The sequence below is a fragment of the Bacillus sp. Xin1 genome (assembly GCF_013314535.1).
Lineage (GTDB): Bacteria > Bacillota > Bacilli > Bacillales > Bacillaceae_G > Bacillus_A.
The window spans coordinates 181265-197526 of record NZ_JABUAE010000001.1 but is presented as its reverse complement, the minus strand read 5'-3'; the positions used below and the strand labels follow the sequence as shown (position 1 = coordinate 197526).

18 protein-coding genes and 2 pseudogenes are annotated in these 16262 nt (G+C 35.4%); 9 read left to right on the top strand and 11 right to left on the bottom strand.

Annotated elements, in window-relative coordinates:
* Positions 1-73: 73 nt before the first annotated feature.
* From sigK to rpmG, 3 genes are all read right to left on the bottom strand, one after another.
* On the bottom strand, positions 74-787 hold the full coding sequence (gene sigK, locus HRG09_RS00995) for an RNA polymerase sporulation sigma factor SigK (protein ID WP_026589857.1): 714 nt from the start codon (positions 785-787) through the stop codon (positions 74-76).
* 138 nt (positions 788-925) lie between these two features.
* A complete protein-coding gene (locus HRG09_RS00990; protein ID WP_174098939.1) occupies positions 926-2419 on the bottom strand; it encodes a YcdB/YcdC domain-containing protein in 1494 nt (497 codons plus the stop codon).
* Between the two features lie 95 nt (positions 2420-2514).
* Positions 2515-2664, bottom strand: a complete 150-nt coding sequence (rpmG, locus tag HRG09_RS00985; RefSeq protein ID WP_001265619.1) for a 50S ribosomal protein L33 — start codon at positions 2662-2664, stop codon at positions 2515-2517.
* A gap of 425 nt (positions 2665-3089) precedes the next feature.
* Here rpmG and HRG09_RS00980 point away from each other — a divergent pair, with 425 nt between their 5' ends.
* Complete coding sequence (locus HRG09_RS00980) at positions 3090-3740, top strand: GTP pyrophosphokinase (protein WP_174098938.1); 651 nt, start codon at positions 3090-3092, stop codon at positions 3738-3740.
* A gap of 29 nt (positions 3741-3769) precedes the next feature.
* Here the strand turns inward: HRG09_RS00980 and HRG09_RS00975 are convergent, their stop codons facing one another.
* Both HRG09_RS00975 and HRG09_RS00970 read right to left on the bottom strand, forming a co-directional pair.
* A complete protein-coding gene (locus HRG09_RS00975) occupies positions 3770-4249 on the bottom strand; it encodes a Cif family virulence factor (protein ID WP_174098937.1) in 480 nt (159 codons plus the stop codon).
* A gap of 58 nt (positions 4250-4307) precedes the next feature.
* Positions 4308-5692, bottom strand: a pseudogene (locus tag HRG09_RS00970) (alkaline phosphatase).
* A gap of 292 nt (positions 5693-5984) precedes the next feature.
* Here HRG09_RS00970 and HRG09_RS00965 point away from each other — a divergent pair.
* Entirely contained in the window at positions 5985-6824 is an 840-nt protein-coding gene (locus tag HRG09_RS00965; protein ID WP_174098936.1) for a GNAT family N-acetyltransferase, read from the top strand.
* A 15-nt stretch (positions 6825-6839) separates the two neighbouring features.
* Positions 6840-7721, top strand: coding sequence for an alpha/beta fold hydrolase (locus HRG09_RS00960; protein ID WP_174098935.1), 882 nt, complete (start codon positions 6840-6842; stop codon positions 7719-7721).
* A 41-nt stretch (positions 7722-7762) separates the two neighbouring features.
* Here HRG09_RS00960 and HRG09_RS00955 read toward each other — a convergent pair whose 3' ends face one another.
* The 3 genes from HRG09_RS00955 to HRG09_RS00945 form a co-directional block, all read right to left on the bottom strand.
* Entirely contained in the window at positions 7763-8263 is a 501-nt protein-coding gene (locus HRG09_RS00955; RefSeq protein WP_174098934.1) for a DoxX family protein, read from the bottom strand.
* A gap of 265 nt (positions 8264-8528) precedes the next feature.
* On the bottom strand, positions 8529-9080 hold the full coding sequence (locus HRG09_RS00950) for a delta-aminolevulinic acid dehydratase (protein ID WP_174098933.1): 552 nt from the start codon (positions 9078-9080) through the stop codon (positions 8529-8531).
* Positions 9081-9656: a histidine phosphatase family protein gene (locus tag HRG09_RS00945; RefSeq protein ID WP_174098932.1), complete on the bottom strand. Its 576-nt coding sequence runs from the start codon at positions 9654-9656 to the stop codon at positions 9081-9083. It lies immediately after the preceding gene.
* Positions 9657-9845: 189 nt separating this feature from the next.
* Here HRG09_RS00945 and HRG09_RS29325 point away from each other — a divergent pair, with 189 nt between their 5' ends.
* Together HRG09_RS29325 and HRG09_RS00940 are read left to right on the top strand one after the other, a co-directional pair.
* Positions 9846-9974, top strand: a complete 129-nt coding sequence (locus tag HRG09_RS29325; protein WP_262386327.1) for a hypothetical protein — start codon at positions 9846-9848, stop codon at positions 9972-9974.
* 73 nt (positions 9975-10047) lie between these two features.
* The gene (locus tag HRG09_RS00940) at positions 10048-10170 is read left to right on the top strand and encodes a DUF4023 domain-containing protein (RefSeq protein WP_000071859.1); all 123 of its coding nucleotides are present in this window, start codon (positions 10048-10050) and stop codon (positions 10168-10170) included.
* Positions 10171-10226: 56 nt separating this feature from the next.
* On the opposite strand, the gene HRG09_RS00935 is transcribed toward HRG09_RS00940, so the two are convergent.
* A complete protein-coding gene (locus tag HRG09_RS00935; protein ID WP_375335741.1) occupies positions 10227-11414 on the bottom strand; it encodes a TolB family protein in 1188 nt (395 codons plus the stop codon).
* 320 nt (positions 11415-11734) lie between these two features.
* Between HRG09_RS00935 and HRG09_RS00930 the strand changes: the two are divergent.
* The 3 genes and pseudogenes from HRG09_RS00930 to HRG09_RS00920 form a co-directional block, all read left to right on the top strand.
* A pseudogene (locus HRG09_RS00930) lies at positions 11735-11860 on the top strand (serine protease); the annotation flags it as partial.
* 305 nt (positions 11861-12165) lie between these two features.
* Positions 12166-13923 carry an aromatic amino acid hydroxylase gene (locus HRG09_RS00925; protein ID WP_174098930.1) on the top strand — a complete coding sequence of 586 codons (1758 nt, stop codon included), beginning with the start codon at positions 12166-12168 and terminating at the stop codon, positions 13921-13923.
* Positions 13901-14215, top strand: a complete 315-nt coding sequence (locus HRG09_RS00920; protein ID WP_029427556.1) for a 4a-hydroxytetrahydrobiopterin dehydratase — start codon at positions 13901-13903, stop codon at positions 14213-14215. The genes HRG09_RS00925 and HRG09_RS00920 overlap by 23 nt, the downstream gene beginning before the upstream one ends.
* Before the next feature lie 16 nt (positions 14216-14231).
* Here HRG09_RS00920 and HRG09_RS00915 read toward each other — a convergent pair whose 3' ends face one another.
* Positions 14232-15089, bottom strand: a complete 858-nt coding sequence (locus HRG09_RS00915; RefSeq protein ID WP_174098929.1) for a VOC family protein — start codon at positions 15087-15089, stop codon at positions 14232-14234.
* A gap of 21 nt (positions 15090-15110) precedes the next feature.
* Positions 15111-15515 (bottom strand): DoxX family protein, encoded by a 405-nt coding sequence (locus tag HRG09_RS00910; RefSeq protein WP_174098928.1) that lies wholly within the window; start codon positions 15513-15515, stop codon positions 15111-15113.
* Between the two features lie 157 nt (positions 15516-15672).
* Here HRG09_RS00910 and HRG09_RS00905 point away from each other — a divergent pair, with 157 nt between their 5' ends.
* Complete coding sequence (locus tag HRG09_RS00905; protein ID WP_174098927.1) at positions 15673-16218, top strand: helix-turn-helix domain-containing protein; 546 nt, start codon at positions 15673-15675, stop codon at positions 16216-16218.
* Positions 16219-16262: the final 44 nt, after the last annotated feature.

Sequence of the window (16262 nt, the reverse complement as noted above, 5' to 3'; positions counted from 1 at the left end):
TAGTTTCTTGTTTTATTCCCTTTTCGTCAAAAGAAAAAACGGCTGCACTCGAACGACAGCCGCCCCGCACACCTTATGCTTTCCCCTTCTTCTCCTTCTCTGCTCGAACAAATTCATGAAACATTTTCATCAGCGCTCGTTTCTCAATCCGTGACACGTAACTTCTTGAAATCCCTAACGCTTTCGCAATTTCTCGTTGCGTTTTTTCCTTATCAAGACCAAGTCCGAACCTTTTTACAATGACTTCTTTCTCTCGTTCATCTAAAATATCGATATACTCCTTAATCTTTTCTAATTCCATGCTGAGCTGGATCATATCAATTACATCTTCTGATTCGGATTTTAATATATCAATAAGCGATATTTCATTCCCTTCCTTATCTTGCCCGATCGGATCATGAAGTGAAACGTCTTTTTTTGTTTTCTTCAGTACACGCAAATGCATTAAAATTTCATTTTCAATACAACGAGCCGCATATGTCGCCAGCTTCGTCCCTTTCCCTGCTGAATAACTCTCAATTGCTTTAATGAGCCCAATCGTTCCAATAGAAATTAAATCTTCTGCATCTTCACCTGTGTTTTCAAATTTCTTAACAATATGAGCCACAAGCCGTAAATTATGTTCAATTAAAAGATTTCTCGCGTGAGCATCACCTTGCTCCATCAGCTCTAAGTATTTTTTTTCATCATCTGATGACAACGGCTGTGGAAATGCGTTATTTTTAACATAGGAAACAAATATAAACACTTCGCGAATCATGTATCCAATTGCGGCGAATAGACTCAAACTCTTCACCTCCGCCAAAATAGTGGTCTTTACTATATGTATGTGGGCGGGTGGTCGTTTGTGTCTGTACCCATTTAAGAATAGAAACGCATAAAAAAATTCTTGTGGCATAACCACAAGAATCTCTTAAAATTTGTCCTATTTACTCCAAATTGCCTCTCCCGTGTGTGCATCTATATAGCGAATTTCTCTTCTCATGAAAAAATCAATATGATACGTTTCACTACTCTCAGTTGTCGTTTGTTTATAAATCAAGTCATATTTCGGTGTATCTATATCGTTATTTTCATGCCACTGTAATTCAACACGAAGGGCATTTCTATAGATTGCTAATGCTTGTTCTTTCCGCACCCTTGCACTGGTTTCATAAGTAGATAGCTCTTCTATTACACGTGGTGATATCCCGCTATACATTAAAACTTCCCCCGTCTCTGTATCTATATTAATTATACCTAACGATACTTCAACCGGAATTTCATTCACATACACCCCAAAGAAGAACCTACCTGGGCTCTCCTCTTCGTCATAGTTATCCCAAAGTCTCAAATGTTCTTCCATATTTGGAATGACTTGTGTTAAAAATTGGAGTGCTTTTTCTAAACATTCTTCTCGTGACAATATTACTTTTCGCTCTCCCCCAGAAGCCAAATTAAAATAATCGAGCAATGTACCTGACTCTTTATCAATTTCAATTAGCATTGGGTTCTCATATTTCATCATAGGGGAATGTTTTTTATAAAAATCCTTCATTAAGTAAGTCTGATTCTCTTCTTGTTCGCTTTCCAATTCTCTTTTTTGAACAAATTTCATCCTTATCTTATTATCACTCTCATCTTCAAATATTTTCACAAATTGTTTCTCATCCAAAGCAAGTAAACGAAAAACATTTGTTTCTTGCTTATCCTTATTTTCAGGTACACTTACCGCTACTGTGGAAGGTGATTGATAGTGTTCTGGTCCATGTAAATCTTTTCCTGTAGATGCATCAATAAACGCTACACTCGGCTCCGGCTCATAGACAAGACGGTATCCATTTACCTCTTTTCCATTCTCATACTGACATATCTCAGGAAGTAAATGAGCAAATACAAGTCTCATATTCTGCCTACCTTTTAACTCTTCTAAAACAATCTTCTCATCAACAATTGACTCTGGCCATATTGGCTTTTCTTTTAATCCATGATAATGCTGAAACGCTACAACATTACCTGATGGATGAACACGGACAACACACTCTGTATTCGGCAATGGATATCCATTTACTTCTTGTAAATAATGGACCGCTGGCATTCCACACCAATCTCGCACATACACGTATGTATAATCCGCGTATTCATTTGGGATATGTTTCCTTACAAACAAATGAGCAATTTCTTTCGCCTTTTCTTCACTTATTCCTCCATGCTGAATTTGGAAATAACCCTCATCCTCGATATCCAATTCAATTAGTTCGCCTGTATGTCTATTTACGGAAATCTGTATATTCTTCTCTGTATCATCTTGATGTTCCCAAAACAATACATGGAATGGATCATCTACTGTCTTTTGATCATCTACAACAAGATGATACTCATCTGGAATTTCGATAATATGTGCGACTTGTTTCTTTCTCTCTTCATTTTTTGAATTCATCCAGCCTTCCCCTTTTCCAGTTTTACCCATCATAAAATCTTTCTCAAAAAGATTGCTTGATTCCAAACAAAAACAGCTAGATTTCTCTAGCTGCTTTACTTCGTTTCACGATGCAACGTCACTCGCTTTAATCGTGGACAATATTTTTTTAGTTCAATACGTTCCGGATTATTTCGTTTATTCTTCTTCGTAATATAATTACGATCACCGCATTCTGTACAAGCTAATGTAATGTTTACACGCATATGTAAGCCTCCTTTTCTTCAAAGATCGCAACTAAAACGTAATGATTACGATTTATATATTAAACGCTATTATTTCTTTTGTCAATTGTGCAATTAAAAATATATTCCCCACTCCATTCAAAAGAAGTTTATCCTATATTAATGGCCGTAGTACCACATTTTTTACAACCACTCTAAAAAGACAAAAAACCGAAACAATTAGTTCATACGAAGTTCACATCAATCTATTACTATTAGAATTGTACATAATCAATTTACTAACAATCCAATTTATTGATATATGAATTTTAAATTAGAAAGGAGAGAAAAAAATGAAACCTAAGTACCGTTTTATGATCTCATCATTTGCAGCGTGTGCTTATATGATTTGGTATTTAGTATAAATAAGCAACCTTATTTGCAAATATGAAAAGGTGTGTATATAAATGAAATATAATCAATCAACGGTTAACTATTGGAAAGCATTTGTATTACCTTATACATTCGCTTTAGAAGAGTTGAAAACAAAATTTGAAATTATGAACCGGGAAGCTCAATTTTTAGAGGACTATAACCCGTTTGAACATATAAAAACACGATTAAAACAACCTGATAGCATCGTTAAAAAACTTGAGCGCAAAAATTTAGCACCAACAATTGAAAACGCGCAAACACATTTACAAGATATTATTGGCATCCGGATTACCTGTTGCTTTGTGGAAGATATTTATCACTTAAAACAAGTCATTGAAAATCGTGAGGATATGGAAATTATAGAAGTAAAAGACTACATCGCTAATCCAAAGCAAAATGGATATAAAAGTTTGCATATGATCATTAAGTATCCACTAGCGTTAAATTCTGGTACAAAAGAAGTATTTGCAGAAATTCAATTGCGTACACTTGCGATGGACTTTTGGGCAAGTTTAGAACATAAACTTTATTATAAATATGAAGGGAATATTCCCGATTATTTGAAAGATGAACTTCATGATGCTGCCATGAAAGCTGAAGAGCTTGATAATAAAATGGCAACCATTCGCCAAGATATCGATGAAATTGAAGCCTGTTCAAGCCAAATTTTACTACCATTATAAAAAAAGGTTCTCCTCCTGCGGGAACCTTTTTATTTTCTTTCTATCGTTCGAACTTCTTCAATTTTCCAATGCTCATCTTCTTTTCCAAGTGCATATTGCACCTTTTTTTGAAGGGTCCTTCCACTATCTATCTCTTTTTCTTCTGTTTCCACAATAACAAAATCACTTTTTGAATCTTTGATTTGAACATGATTCAGTTCGATTTTCTTGCTTTCTTTTTGAAATGAAGCTTCTTTTTGTGTTCGTAAATCTTCAGCACCAACAATTTTGTCCGAAAACAAAGCCATATGTTGATTAAAATTCTTTTCATTTGTTGTTTGAACAAACGCCTCAATTACATTTCGAACTTCTTTTTCATCTTCCGGTGTTACTTGTATCTTTGGTTCCTGTTTCACCGTGACTTCTTTTTTCTCTATCTCTTTTTTCTGTGTTTCTTGATGAGATTGGCATCCTATTAACAATAATCCAACTATAAGGGCAAATCCTATTTTCTTAATGAAATTTTGCATTCCATCTTCCTCCCAAAAAGAAAAAGCAAGGCGAAATGCCTCGCTTTACTCCATAAAACTATTGTCTGCCTTTATTAGGGTCACCGCCACCAACAATATCGAAGACACGTTTTGCTAAGTTTGTATTTTCTTGAACGCCAGAGAATAGATATTTACCTGGTCCAAATGCATATACGTTCACATCTTCACCAGTATGTCCACCTGTTGTCCAACCTGTAAATGAACGTTTATTGAAGATTTCTTCAATTGCATTATCAATTTTCGTTACATCTTTTGATGGTGCAATATCATTTACAGATTTGATTTCTTCTGGTGTTAATTGTAAATCAATATATTTTTTCAATGTTTCTTCCACATTTGCACCTTTTGCAATTTCATTTGCCATAAAGTCTGGTGTACGTTTCGCAGCTTTAATTGCATCTGCATTAAAGTTATATTCACCGTTTACACCTAGAGAGAATCCACCAGTAGAATGGTCAGCTGTTGCGACAACTAATGTATGCTTATCTTTCTTCGCAAATTCAATCGCCGCTTTAAATGCTTTTTCGAAGTCTTCCATTTCACTCATAGCACCAACAACGTCATTATCATGTCCAGCCCAATCAATTTGACTACCTTCTACCATTAAGAAGAAACCTTTATCATTTTTGCTTAAACGATTGATAGCAGCATTTGTCATCTCTTCTAATGAAGGTGCTTTTTCATTACGGTCAATCATTTTATCTAAGCCACCTGGTGCAAATAAACCAAGAATTTGATCATTTTTATCATTTAATAATTGCTCACGATCTGTGACATAGCTATAACCAGACTTCTTAAATTCTTCTGTAAGATTGCGATCTTTTCTTACAAAGTTATTCACACCGCCGCCGAGAAGAACATCTACTTTATGCTTTCCATTTACTTTCTCGTCAAAGTAATCATTTGCAATTGCATCCATGTTTTTACGGCTAATATCATGTGCACCAAAAGCCGCTGGCGTTGCATGTGTAATTTCAGAAGTCGCAACTAAGCCTGTTGATTTCCCTTTTTTTTTGCTTGTTCAAGTACTGTTTTTACTTCTGTCTTATCATTATCCACCGAAATTGCTGCATTGTATGTTTTCACACCTGCTGCCATCGCTGTTGCCGCTGATGCAGAATCTGTAATATTTTGATGTTCATCCTCTGGATATGTCTTTTGTGCTCCTACAAGATGTTTATCAAATTCTGTTGACTCCATTTCAAACGATTTTGGATTATCTTTCATATAACGATGAGCAGTCATATACGAAGGTCCCATGCCATCCCCAATTAAAACAATTACATTCTTAATTTTTGGATCACTTGCTTTTCCGTCCGCTTTAATTACATCCGAACGTGTCACGCCCCACGTTACTACTGAAGTAAGTGCTAACGATGCCACAACCGCAAATGGCCATGCTTTCTTCATAAACTTTTTCACTTTTTATGTCCCCCTACTAGGTTATTAAGTTTCCAATACCCAATTTAAAGGAAAACTATTAAGGAAAAGTTAGTGCTATGTAAACATTTTGTTAAGTTATGTAAATTAAAGTTATAATTTGTATATCTTTGTCTTATATTATCAAGCTTGATTACCTTTACAAAACAGAAAGAAGTTCGTGTGGATTTTTCAAAACTTTAAGTTATGACTTTACATTTCCGCTACTTATAACTGAATATTTATTTTTTCGTGATACAATATTTCTACTAAATTTAAAGTGTGGTGATTCAATATGCAAATACACAAACTAAATGAATCTAGTATTTCACAGCTCATTTCTCTTTGTGAAGCTGTTGGATGGTTACAGCCTCGATTATTTATGCAAAAGCAATTTGAAATGTACTTATCAATCGGAAGTTTATTCGGCTATACACATAACGAAAAACTAATTGCTACTGGCGGGGTATTCCCTTCCGAATCCGGATTTTCTTCTATTGGTATGCTGATTGTTCATCCTAATTTTCAAAAACAAGGAATCGGTCGTACCTTACTCGATATTTGTGTAAAGCACGTACCACCTTCTCTTCCTGTTATGCTCATCGCAACCGATGCCGGCGTACCTTTGTACCAAACATATGAATTCATGACAATTACAACAATCCATCGCTTCGAAAAATTTGTTACCAATCCATCTATGAATTCCCCTCATTTGAAGGAAATTAGACAACATGATCTTCAATCTCTCATTAGTCTTGATCAAACCGTAACAGGAGCACGTCGTCCAAGGCTCTATTCAATACTAATAGATAGGGCAACACTCGCATTTAAAATAGAAAGAAACCATAAGATAGAATCTTTTGCATTATGTATACAAAAAGGAGATACACTTTGCATTACCCCTCTTATCGCTAAGCATGAGGAAGACGCAATTCAATTATTACAGTCTATTTGTACGAGCTGGAATGGAACAATCCGTATTGATGTTCCACACTCACAATTTACATTTCGAGCACACATGGAATCGCAGGGATTTCAAGAAGTACTTATTTCACCACTTATGATAAAAAACGGAAACCATCTACCTGGAAATCGCGACCATTTATTTGCTATGATGGATGCAGCGTTATGTTAGAAAGGGGACACCTATTTGAAGCGGCTAAAATATGTTATGGTTAGTTGCCTTGCTCTCACATTATTAGTAAGTTGCAACGCTACCGAAAAACCAGTAGAAAAAGTGAAACAAGTAAAAAATACAATTGCAACAAAATTAAGTACAGATGAAAAAATGGTTGAGATAGACGGACAAACTATTTATTTCAAACAAATTGGGGAGAAAAAACCACCTTTACTTATGCTTCATGGGTTTGGCGGATCTTCCAATGGTTTTAGCGATATTTATTCAGACTTAGCAAAAGATCATACAATCATCTCTGTTGATATTTTAGGCTTTGGTCATTCATCCAAACCGATGGATTTTTATTATTCTTTTCCAAATCACGCCAACCTTTACTATAAGTTAATGAAAAAATTAGGCTATGATACATTTGCAGTACTTGGTCACTCCATGGGAGGAGAAATTTCTCTTAATTTAACATATCTATATCCAGCTGCAGTTACTCATCTCATTTTAACTGATGCTACAGGGGCTATATCATTAACGAATAAAAACGCTTCACCGAAACCCCATTTATCAAATGATTTACATACTGTTTCTTCTATTACAGATTATGATGAAAGCAAAGTGAAATTTAAACGCGACGATACAGAACATTATAACCAAATGAAAATGTGGCCTAGGCGTCTTCGCATTAATGCTAGTGAAATTAAACTCCCCACTCTAATTATTTGGGGTAGAAATGACAGTAGTGTATCATGGAAAGAAGGCGAATCTTATCATCAATTTTTAAAGAATAGTACCTTCCATATTATCGAAAAAGGTTATCACGCACCCTTCCGCCAAGAATCGAAAGAATTTATGAGCTATGTAAAAGAATTCTTTGACAAGAATCCAGTTGAAACAACAAAGTAACAAAAACGGGTATCTCATCTTTGAGATACCCGTTTCATATATTAAGCAGCTTGCTTCTGCCCTTTTTTCGTTTTTGAGCCTAATAGTTTAGGTACAATCCAGCCATCAAGTCCAATTTTCCCAGCATTCATGCCAGCAACTAAAACGAACATAGATAAAATAACCATTTGTGGATTTACACCTAGAGACCCACTAAACATATAGGAAAAGTTCATTACAAGGCCAAAAAAGACAGCTGTTTTCGTTAAACAACCTACAATTAAACCGATTCCAACTAGAATTTCTCCCCATGTTACAAGTGTGTTGAATAGATCTACATTCGGAATTGCAAAGTCTTGTAAAAATGATGCCCACCAAGACTGCACCGCTGGTTGTGCTCCTTTTGATTTTTCAATAGCCCCTTGTAAGTATCCCGTTGCGTCAAATCCTTTTCCCTGTAGTTTACCGATTCCAGCCATTAGCCATGTGTATCCAAGATAAACACGGATAACCGCTAACACAAAAGAAACTGCTTTGTTCTCTCTTAAAAATTGAATAGCCATATCTTCCTCCTAAAGATGTAATTAATTTAGTTACAGGTAATATAATAACATTAGTTACTTATTTTTAAAATGTAAATTATGAATAATTTGTGACGATTACATAAAACGTTAAAAACTAATATTTTTATAGTTACTTTTATTACCTGTAAAAAAACTTGAAAATATCATATCATAATTGATAATCATTTTCACTGTTTTTTTGTAAAAAAATTGTGTGGTAAATGTGAAACGTGCTTATCCTATATTCGGATAAGCACGTTCAATTTTACTTATATAATTGAAAGGTATGAGTCTCATCATCTAACAAGTTTGCATCCTGAAATGCATTGTCCACAGTTTTTTGATGATTAATAAGACCGTAAAATAAACGGATTGTAAACATAAGTGCCGCATTTCCATCCACATAATCTGTTGAGCCTATATAAGCTTTTACACCATTATTTAAAAATGCTGTCGCAAGTTTTGGATCTCCTAAAGTACATCCGCTATTGATAATATACTTGTTATGCAATTTTGCATATTGTTGAATTTCAGTGACACCAAAGTTTCCTCTCGGTTCATCTTTCTCATAGACATCTTCTCCTAATTCTCCCATTACAAATTCCCCTTCTTCACCATGAAAACAAAAAATAATATATTCTATATCTTCGTACAAACTTTTCCCTGAAAGAACATCCATCAAATCCCGGGGTCGACCAATCCAATATGTAATAACTCTTGCTCCAAAGTACTCAAGCGTCGCTCGCAGCGATTGTGCTTCTAAATCTGAATTATCGCCAACTACTAATGCAACATTCAAATGAACTCCTCCACTCATTCATACATTCATTTCATATATACCTGTTTCTTCTAAAAAATCCTCTCTTGTTAGCACCTGACTTTGTAAATACTGTCTATATGCTGTAATCGTTCCGTCATGTGAAACAATATAGACTCTTTCCGCCTGTAATGTACAACACCAATTGATGAACGCATCCGCTCTATTCTGAAATTCCTTCTCTGCAACCGTATTTATCCCTTCATTCCATAACATATCATTTAAACTTTCCTTTAAAGAAAAACTAGGAAATAACTCTTGAATTACCTTTGTATCTAACAACCTGTCACATGGTAATGTTCTTGCTCCTTCACGATAAGGAAAAATACGAGGAGAAATATATGGATGAGTTATTTTACGGCAAATTACTTGCGAGCTCCATATTGCAGCAGTCTGTAATGTTCGAAACGTGGGACTTGCAAATAATACATCGCTCTCTTGTAGTGGTAAACTACTTTGGAGTAACAGCGCTTGTTGTTCGCCTTCTTTCGTCAAAGGTGGATTCTCTAATTGCAAACTCCTCGGTAAATCCTTTGTATGTTTTCCTTCCCCATGCCTTATGAAAATAAGCTTCATAGTTTCCCCTTCCACTACAAAATGAATGTGTATATTTTTTTACTATTACTTTTTTCATAGTCTCTACTTTTCTCTATCTTCTTCTCAATTCCTGTAAAAAAGTTTTGATATGTAAATCGAAAATTATTATGACAATATATGTAAAAAACTTTTTTACATATATTATCTTTAAAAGAGGGAACTCAAAATATGAATTGGGTAATTTATTTTATCGGCATGATAATATGGGGATATATAAATAGTTTCTTTACAAGTGATAAAACTTCTGCACCTTGGATGAAAGCTGAAGAGTCTATCCGAAGTTATACAACTTTTTAATTTACATTCATGATTCCATCCTAAATGGTTATAGTAAAAAAGGATACAACGAAACTTTGAGGAGGATTCATCAATGAGTAACTCAAATGATTTTTTAGACACAATACACGAAAAACAAGCAAAGGACGAGCAGAACAGAAAACATCAAGGTAAAGGCAATCCAGGGAAAAAGAAACCAAATAAAACGCACAAATAATCATTACACACTCTAAACAGAAAAAGCCACCTAAAAGTACATTTTAGGTGGCTTTGTTAATCCTCTTTTACGGAAATAACATCCTCCCAATTCCACTTTTCATAATACGGCTGGGGTACATCTATATTTTCAATCCATTTCTTCGCTTTTGCTCCATCCCCATTCGCCAACCACATATTTGCCTTTTTACGGTCAGAACGCACCCATGTCAGTTGATTTTCACTTTTTATATAAACTGGATTGTAATCTCCATATTTTTTTGATGGAGTTGTAATTTGACGTTGCCGATTTATTTGAATATTTACTTGGTATAAAGAAGGTAATGACCTTTTTTCTTCTTCATTTTCCCACTCCATTTCTTTTGCTCTTGAAAGGGTAATTAGTTTGTCGTTATGCCATGTAAAATCCCAGTCGACATATCCTTTTGGAGTAAATTTTTCTTGCTGAAGAGCAGGTACTTCTTTTATTTTCAAATGTTTATTTTCTATCGCAAATCTTCCGCTTCCTTCAATATAAGCCAATATATTTCTCGATGGGGCCCATTGTGTCCACTGGCTATTTAATAACATTTGATCTACTTTTTCAAAATAACTTCCATCCGCTTTCAACAGACAAAGTGTATTACTATCCGCTGACCACGAAGCCGTTGGAACAGCTAAAAATGCAATCCACTTTCCATTTGAAGACCACTTGAAATTGCTTGCAACATAAGCAAGAAAATCCTCCTGCATACTCGGTAATGTATACAGGTGTTTCATTTTATTAGGATTCATTCCTGCATCCTTTTGTACTTCGTATAGCTGCGCTCCTGTCCAACCTGTTGGAAGCAACTGAGCCTCAGACGAAACAAGAAACCTCTTTCCATCCGGATACCATGCATAATCACCTACACCTGATGATACATTTTCAAACGTTGCATTCTTCTTCTCGGCATCAAATGTATTTAGTGTACCTGTAAATTCAAATGCAATTATATTTTCTACCGGTGACCATTGATAATTCGTTGCTTCTGTTTGAGAAGGAACAATTTTTTTTCCATCCGCAACTTGGTACAATTCGAGCTCTTTTTGTTCTTCGCCTTTTGCATATGCAATCCACTTTCCATCATATGACCATTTAGGTTTTGTTATGTACTCTCCTTTTGTTATTTGCTTTTCTTTTCCATCGATTTTTATCCAAAGATCATGGTCACGAATGAAAGCAACTTGAATCGCTGTACTCTCTGCGCTACTAACTGACATCATTAGAAAAAATAGAATTACAGATATAAAGCAATTAGCCATCATTTTTTTCACGATGTAATCTCACCTCTTTCCCTTTTTCATAGCATCCCTCGCATTTAGTCTGCTATATACAAAATCCATAAAAATCTAACAAATTAACCTATATTTTTACATTTCCATCAACAAAAACCTTAAATTTTTTTGAATTTTCAGATACTTTTTTGTGATATCGTGTCAAATTTATGATTTGACCAACATTCATGTTGTTTTGTACAAATCAATACGGGAGAATTATCGATACATTTTGAGAAGGTTGGCACATTTTATTAGCGGGAGTTTCAATGAAAAAAACTACAACTGCATTACTAAGTATGGCACTCGTTTTTTCCAGCTTTGGCGCATTGAGCGCACATGCCAAAATGCTGCAAAAGGAAAAACAATTTAGCCCAGAGCTAAAGGCAAATATTTAGCAGTAGGGTGAAAATAAAATTGCAGCAAATGTCGATACGAAAACATTAAAAGAAATAATTGATTTAGAAGTAAAGTAACTGAGAAATAAGTAAATTCTTGCCTACAACTAGGGTGATACCACATTTTTTTCGCCCATATCGGATTTTCCGATATGGGCTTTTTTCTGTTTCTCACAAAACAAATGTTAAATAATTCCGAATCTTGTGATAAAATTTTATAAGCGCTTATAATATTTGAAAGGGGGTGATATATATATATAAAACGATAGCATTTTTTTAGATAAAAAAGGAGGATGTATCTAATGACAAGGAAAACAGAAATTCCATCGCATTTAAAACCATTTGTATCCACGCAGCATTACGATCAGTACACACCAGTTAATCACGCTGTGTGGCGTTACATTATGAGACAAAACCATAACTTTTTAAAAGATGTTGCTCATCCGGCCTATGTGAACGGACTTCAATCATCTGGTATTAATATAGATGCAATTCCAAAGGTGGAAGAAATGAATGAGTGCTTAGCACCGAGCGGTTGGGGCGCAGTAACAATTGACGGTCTGATCCCTGGCGTAGCGTTCTTTGATTTCCAAGGGCATGGCTTATTACCGATCGCAACAGATATTCGTAAAGTGGAAAACATTGAATATACGCCGGCTCCTGACATCGTTCATGAAGCAGCTGGACATGCACCAATTTTACTTGATTCTACATATGCAAAATATGTAAAACGATTTGGACAAATTGGGGCAAAAGCATTTTCAACGAAAGAAGAGCATGATGCTTTTGAAGCTGTTCGTACTTTAACAATTGTAAAAGAAAGTCCAACCTCTACACCCGAAGAAGTTGCAGCGGCTGAAAAAGAAGTTTTCGAAAAACAAAAGCTTGTTTCTGGCTTATCAGAAGCAGAACAAATTTCTCGTCTTTTTTGGTGGACAGTCGAATATGGTTTAATTGGAGATGTGGACACCCCTAAAATCTACGGAGCTGGCCTGCTTTCTTCTGTCGGTGAAAGTAAGTATTGCTTAACAGACGCCGTAGAAAAAGTTCCATTCTCAATTGAAGCTTGTACAAAGACAACTTATGATGTTACGAAAATGCAGCCTCAGCTATTTGTATGCGAGTCATTTGAAGAATTAACAGAAGCACTTGAGAAGTTCTCTGAAACAATGGCTTTTAAAACAGGTGGTGCAGAAGGATTAGAAAAAGCAATTCATTCTGAAAACAATGCAACCGCTGAGCTAAGTAGTGGATTACAAATTACAGGTACATTTGCGGAAATGATTCAAAATGATGTTGGTGAAGTCATTTACATAAAAACAAATACACCGACAGCGTTAGCACTAAATCATAAGCAATTACCAAATCATTCTACAGCTGTACATCAAGATGGTTTTGGTACACCAGTTGGCTTATTACAGGGCAATGTTTCACTTGAGGATTGCACAGATGAGAAGTTACAGTCACTAGGCATTATCATCGGTAATCGTGCGGAATTATCCTTTGCCAGCGGTGTTCATGTAAAAGGAACAGTAACGGATATTGTGAAAAACGATGAGAAGATCACTCTTATTTCATTTACAGATTGCACAGTAGTTTATAAAGATCGTCTATTATTTGATGCTTCATGGGGAGCGTTTGACATGGGGGTTGGGGCAAAAATCTCTTCCGTATTCCCAGGTGCAGCAGATGCAGCTGCATTCTTCCCGGTAGATGAAGAAGTAGAAGAAACACCGGAACCACTTACATTAACGGAGCTTGATCGTATGTATCAAACAGTTCGCGGCATTCGAAATGAAGGCGTGTTACAAGATTCACACCTAGAACAATTAGTAGCCATTCAAGAAGTACTAAATAAGTTCTATCCAAAAGAATGGTTACTTCGCCTTGAAATTTTAGAATTACTTTTAGAGCATAACAAAGGACACCAAGCATCTACTGCATTACTAGAGCAGCTCTCTATCTTTACAGAAAACGAATCTGTACAACGCTTGATTAACAATGGTCTTGCTCTACTTCCAATAAAGGATGTGAAAAATAATGCAACGCCTAACAGATGAAGAAGTACAAGAAGAATTAGCAAAGTTAGATAAATGGACAGTAAAAGATGAAAAATGGATTGAAAGAAAATATATGTTTTCCGACTACTTAAAAGGTGTCGAATTTGTCTCTGAAGCCGCCAAACTATCAGAAGAACATAATCACCATCCATTTATCCTTATTCAGTATAAGGCAGTCATTATTACTTTGTCATCATGGAACGCAAAAGGTTTAACGAAACTTGATTTTGAGCTCGCAAGGCAGTTTAATGAACTTTTTTTACAAAATGAAAAAGCAATTATAAGAAAGTAAAAGAGAGAAGCCTTAATTAGGCTTCTCTCTTTGTAATGAAGTGAATACAGTGACCAAACGGATCTTCGACTTGTAATACTCCATCTTTGTACGTCGTAACCGCGCCAATATATTTTAAGCTTTCACATACTTGCTCTTTTTCTTTTTCATCTGCTAGTACAATTGTGAAATATTTCAAGCCGACAGAATTTTTCATTTGGGGCGGCACACCTTCACCTTGCCATGTATTTAAACCAACATGATGATGATAACCACCTGCTGAAACAAATAACGCACCGTTTCGAGCTGGGATCGTCACTTCAAATCCAAGCCCATCTACATAAAAACGTTTTGCTTCTTCTAAATCAGCAACATGTAAATGAATATGTCCCATTACTGTTCCGCTTGGAAATCCATTCCACTCATTTCCTTGTTGTAATAATCCTTCACCATCTAATGGGTTGCTAACAAACGGCAGCTCTCCCTTTTCATCACGCCACACTTCTCTTTGACGATCGTGATAAATTTCGATTCCATTTCCATCTGGGTCAGCTAAATAAATCGCTTCGCTAAAGTAATGATCTGCCCCGCCGTGTAACGGATATACTTTCTGCACAAGGTGACGAAGAACATTTGCTAAACCTTGTCTACTTGGTAGTAAGATTGCAAAGTGATATAAACCAGTGCGACTTCTTTGTTTTGGAAGAGCATCTTCTTTCTCCTCTATTATAAGAAGTGGCTCATTATTTTCATTGCCAAGTGTAGCGATATTCTCTTCTTCTTTTACCACTTTCAGTCGTAATACATCCGTATAAAATGCTAGAGACTGTTGTAAATTCGATACATATAAATGAACCAAACCAAGTGTTGTATTGGGATGAAGTTGAAAGCTCATATTGTTATGCCCCCATTTCGATTAGTCTTTTTTGAATACAGTTGCTTTTAAGAAATTATCTACAAAACCTTCAGCTTTAGCAACAAATAGGTAAAGTCCCATTGCTAATAATGCAAGGTCTAATTCGTATCCTGGATTCTTTCCATCTCCTAATAGACCAGCAGACCATTTTACTTTTACAATAGCTCCAACTAAAATAAGTGCGAATAATAATCCAATATAACGTACACCTAAACCGATAATCAATAATAGACCACCAACTAATTCTACTGTCGCTACGCCGTATGCAAGAGCTCCAGGTAGACCAATACTTGTAAACCATCCTGCAATATTATCAATGCCCGATTGGAACTTTGCCAAACCATGCATAAAGAATGTTACTCCTAATACGATACGAATAATTAAATTACCAATATGTTGATTCATTTTATTCTCTCCTTTATAGTTTTGTTATACAGAACTTTTATTTACATTACAAAACATACAATAAATTTTTTTATTCGTCAATTCATTTTTCTTGAGAAAAAATGAAAAATATTTGCTATGATACAAATAGTTGTCTACAAAAAGGAGCTTGATTCGTATGAATATCGGTTCTGCAATACGTGAAATTCGCCAACGCAGAGGTATAACGATCGCTCAAATTTGCGAAGGAACAGGGCTTTCTAAAGGTTTTATGAGTCAAGTCGAGAACAACAAAACCTCTCCATCTATCTCAACTTTAGAAACAATTTCTAATTTTTTAAATGTCCCTCTTCCTTACCTATTACTTGAGCAAAAAGATCGCATGAAAATTGTTAAAAAAGAAGAACGAAAATACAGTGTATATGGAAAAGATGAACAGAAGATTGAACATGTCGCTGAACAAGGTGGCCTTCGCTTATCTTTAGTAGAAATCCCTATCGGTTTCCCGAAAGAGAACACACCGAATGCTCATGAAGGTGAAGAATGTCATCTTGTTTTACGCGGGAAATTAGAAGTGCAGCATGGAGAAGATATCGCAATTGTCGAAGAAGGAGACTCTTTTTCTTGGAGCGCATGCGTACCACATATTGTACGTAACATTGGTGATGAGGCTGCATTATTACTTATCTCCAGCCATGCTGAAAATCGAAAACGTGTATATTAAAAAACAATGCAAAAAGCCTGTTTTTCAGTTTTGAAAACAGGCTT

Bases quoted from the DNA above. Each gene is read 5' to 3' on its own strand.
- HRG09_RS00950 (WP_174098933.1), bottom strand. From the start codon at position 9,080: ATGAGTGGAGGAGTTCATTTGAATGTTGCATTAGTAGTTGGCGATAAT.
- rpmG (WP_001265619.1), bottom strand. From the start codon at position 2,664: ATGCGTGTAAACATTACATTAGCTTGTACAGAATGCGGTGATCGTAAT.
- HRG09_RS00990 (WP_174098939.1), bottom strand. From the start codon at position 2,419: ATGAATTCAAAAAATGAAGAGAGAAAGAAACAAGTCGCACATATTATC.
- HRG09_RS00945 (WP_174098932.1), bottom strand. From the start codon at position 9,656: ATGAAGCTTATTTTCATAAGGCATGGGGAAGGAAAACATACAAAGGAT.
- HRG09_RS00980 (WP_174098938.1), top strand. From the start codon at position 3,090: ATGAAATATAATCAATCAACGGTTAACTATTGGAAAGCATTTGTATTA.
- HRG09_RS00955 (WP_174098934.1), bottom strand. From the start codon at position 8,263: ATGGCTATTCAATTTTTAAGAGAGAACAAAGCAGTTTCTTTTGTGTTA.
- HRG09_RS00915 (WP_174098929.1), bottom strand. From the start codon at position 15,089: ATGAGCTTTCAACTTCATCCCAATACAACACTTGGTTTGGTTCATTTA.
- HRG09_RS00910 (WP_174098928.1), bottom strand. From the start codon at position 15,515: ATGAATCAACATATTGGTAATTTAATTATTCGTATCGTATTAGGAGTA.
- HRG09_RS00965 (WP_174098936.1), top strand. From the start codon at position 5,985: ATGCAAATACACAAACTAAATGAATCTAGTATTTCACAGCTCATTTCT.
- HRG09_RS00905 (WP_174098927.1), top strand. From the start codon at position 15,673: ATGAATATCGGTTCTGCAATACGTGAAATTCGCCAACGCAGAGGTATA.
- HRG09_RS00940 (WP_000071859.1), top strand. From the start codon at position 10,048: ATGAGTAACTCAAATGATTTTTTAGACACAATACACGAAAAACAAGCA.
- HRG09_RS00925 (WP_174098930.1), top strand. From the start codon at position 12,166: ATGACAAGGAAAACAGAAATTCCATCGCATTTAAAACCATTTGTATCC.
- HRG09_RS29325 (WP_262386327.1), top strand. From the start codon at position 9,846: ATGAATTGGGTAATTTATTTTATCGGCATGATAATATGGGGATATATA.
- HRG09_RS00935 (WP_375335741.1), bottom strand. From the start codon at position 11,414: ATGATGTCAGTTAGTAGCGCAGAGAGTACAGCGATTCAAGTTGCTTTC.
- HRG09_RS00975 (WP_174098937.1), bottom strand. From the start codon at position 4,249: ATGCAAAATTTCATTAAGAAAATAGGATTTGCCCTTATAGTTGGATTA.